Origin of the sequence: Salmonella sp. SAL4457, from assembly GCF_046548235.1 — a bacterium.
Classification (GTDB): Bacteria; Pseudomonadota; Gammaproteobacteria; order Enterobacterales; family Enterobacteriaceae; genus Salmonella; species Salmonella enterica.
On record NZ_JBGDZO010001270.1, the window covers coordinates 1 to 238 of the forward strand.

Consider the following 238-nt stretch of genomic DNA (forward strand, 5'->3'; position numbering starts at 1 on the left):
TAGGTGGGGTTGAGGATGTAGCCGATTTCCGGATGGAAACCGACGCGGGCGGCGCCGATCGGGCCGGCGAACGGAATGCCGGAGATCGCCAGGGCGGCGGAGGTGCCGATCATCGCGGCGATGTCCGGATCGGACTTCTTGTTGGTGGAGACGACGGTGCAGACGACCTGCACTTCATTCATGAAACCTTCGGGGAACAGCGGACGGATCGGACGGTCGATCAGGCGCGAGGTCAGGG

At 64.3% G+C, this 238-nt stretch carries 1 pseudogene; it reads right to left on the bottom strand.

What is annotated here, in order from left to right:
• Nucleotides 1-238: pseudogene (locus ACLJNW_RS28275) on the bottom strand (polyribonucleotide nucleotidyltransferase); the annotation flags it as partial.